The 2,626-nt window shown below is 40.8% G+C and carries 1 protein-coding gene and 1 pseudogene; both read right to left on the bottom strand.

All coding sequences use genetic code 11. The annotated features are described in order from the left end of the window. Positions 1-398: 398 nt before the first annotated feature. Positions 399-2,264 carry an argininosuccinate lyase gene (argH, locus tag L652_RS01000000123145; protein WP_024596071.1) on the bottom strand — a complete coding sequence of 622 codons (1,866 nt, stop codon included), beginning with the start codon at positions 2,262-2,264 and terminating at the stop codon, positions 399-401. A gap of 51 nt (positions 2,265-2,315) precedes the next feature. Next, positions 2,316-2,626 (bottom strand): annotated as a pseudogene (locus tag L652_RS0101085) (argininosuccinate synthase domain-containing protein); the annotation flags it as partial.

Here is a 2,626-nt window from a genome sequence, read left to right as displayed (position 1 = left end):
CAGCCATAGCTTCTTGTGAGATGCTTACTGTATCAGATTGCAGGGTTTTAGGGCTAGCAGTTTGTTCCATTGCAGGCTTTAATTGTTGTGTTTTGTTGTATGCTTGCATTTGTAATTGGCTATTAGCTGAAACTTGCATGTGATTGATCCTTGTAAAAGTTTTAATTATATTTGGTGCAACTTTTAACCACATTATTATGTAGATAAATGCATTACCTGTTTTAAGCAGTGATAGCTATTTTGCTATCTATCTTATACAAAGCAACCAATGTGCCAACTTTTTTTGACACATTAAAATTCACTCAAAAAATATAATCAAACCAAACAACTCCGACCAGTTTACTGCAAATATAAAAAAACGCACAGGGATAACCGTACGTTTTTTATATCCAGGGAGTTTAAGCTACGTATTTACACGGGATCTCCGCAGGTGTACTTAGCTTCAAAATATATTCCATTGCTACTTCGTCACAATTTTCTTTACGAAGGCAAAGTTCACAATCTTTCATTACTTTTTCAGGCAAAGAGTCTTTGCTACAAAAAGTAAAACGTTGTTGTTCAAAAAAATCGGGTACACGGGTCAATACAATAACTCGGTTAAGTGCCAATTTTTTGGCTTTAGCAAGTAGGTGCTCTACAAGCTGTCTACCCTGCCCCGTCACTTTACTTTTTGGGTCTATACCCAATGAGCGTATTTCAGCAAGGCCGGTATCGTAAATGTATAACGATGCACAGCCCGACACTTTTCCATTTATTTCAGTAACTGCAAACTCGTTAATAGAGTGCACCATATCGCTTTTTGCACGAGGTAGGTTTTCGCCTACCGTTGCCCAATGCTGTATAAGTGTGGCTATTGCCTCTACATCATCTAAATTTGCATCACGTACCGTTATTTGCTGTTTTTTTTTGGCTTCTTTAACAGCATTAGTTACTTGCTCAATAGACGTCCCACCAAGCGCTTGACGCGCTTTTATACACGCATCAATTTCAAGTACTGGGTAAACATCGTCTTCAAATACAGTGTTTACTGATTTGTACTGTTCAAGTGATAGCTCCTCAAGCGTTTTACCTTCGCTAATCGCAAGCTGTACAAGTACACCCACAATGTGATGCCCTTCTCTAAATGGCACACCTTTAGCAACTAAGTAATCAGCAAGTTCAGTGGCATTAGCGTGGCCGCCTTTTGCCGCTGCTAACGTTTTATCACCATTTACTTTTACGCCTTTAATACACGCTTGCGCCATATGAATACATGCAAGCCATGTTGGCATAGCGTCAAACAGGCCTTCTTTGTCTTCTTGCATATCTTTATTGTATGCAAGTGGCAACGCTTTTAATGTCATCATCATAGCGCTAAATGCACCAAATACACGTCCGGTTTTACCGCGAATAAGCTCGAGTGCATCAGGATTTTTTTTCTGAGGCATGAGCGATGAGCCTGACGTGACGTTATCAGCAAGCTCTATAAATCCGGCTTCACCCGAATTATAAAAAATCAGATCTTCAGACATACGAGATAAGTGAATCATCGAAATAGACGCACAACTTAAAAGATCTAACACGAAGTCACGATCAGATACGCCATCAAGGCTATTTTTTGTAGCCGCTGTAAAACCTAATCCGTGGGCTAATGCTTGGCGATCAATCGGATAAGCTGTACCTGCTAATGCACCACTGCCTAATGGGCAAAAATTCATGCGCGCTTTAGCATCTTGCAGGCGGCTTTCATCGCGCTCTAGCATTTCTACATACGCCATACACCAGTGGCTAAACAATACTGGTTGTGCGCGCTGTAAATGCGTGTAACCTGGCAATATTGTGCCAAGCTCTCGCTCTGCAAGCGCTACAAACTCGCCTTTTAGCTGTGCAATGGCATCTAGTAAATGATCGGCTGTATCACGGCACCATAGTCTAAAATCGGTGGCAACTTGGTCATTACGGCTTCGGCCTGTATGTAATTTTTTAGCTAAATCACCTACTTTTTCAATTAGAGCAGCTTCAACATGTGAATGAATGTCTTCTGCACCTGAAGTAGCAACTGATTGTGGATCAGCTTTAACTTCTTCAAGTAGCTCATTTAATGCAGCAACTAATTTTGTATGCTCATCACTTGAAAGTACATTTACCTGTTCAAGTGCACCAGCCCATGCCACAGAGCCAATAATATCTTGCTCTGCTAACTGGTAGTCAAAGGGAAGAGAGTCGTTAAATTGCTTAAACGCCTCATCTGGACCCGTAGAAAAACGTCCGCCCCATAATGCCATGAAATCTCTCCAAACCCTGTAATGCCCCTTTTATAAGGGGCTATAAATAATTTACTTTTTAGCCAATGCTGAAATTCTGCTTGAAAGCGAGAATAAACGAATAAAGCCTTCAGCGTGTGACTGGTCATACACATCATCTTCGCCAAATGTAGCAAATGCTTCGCTGTATAAGCTATTTGGTGATTGCTTTTGAACCGCAGTTACTTGACCTTTATATAGCTTAAGTACCACTTCACCTGTTGCCACTTTAGAAAGTGCTTCTGCACCAGCTAAAATAGAATCTTTAAGTGGTGTAAACCAACGTCCGTCGTACACTAAATGTGAAAATTCACCACCTAGTACTTCTTTCCATTTACGGCTTG

The sequence above is a fragment of the Pseudoalteromonas sp. TB25 genome (assembly GCF_000497995.1).
GTDB classification, from domain to species: domain Bacteria; phylum Pseudomonadota; class Gammaproteobacteria; order Enterobacterales; family Alteromonadaceae; genus Pseudoalteromonas; species Pseudoalteromonas distincta.
This window is presented reverse-complemented; position numbering and strand designations above follow the sequence as displayed.

What these genes read in the sequence shown, in the direction of transcription:
- argH (WP_024596071.1), bottom strand. Translation starts at nt 2,264, where the DNA reads ATGGCATTATGGGGCGGACGTTTTTCTACGGGTCCAGATGAGGCGTTT.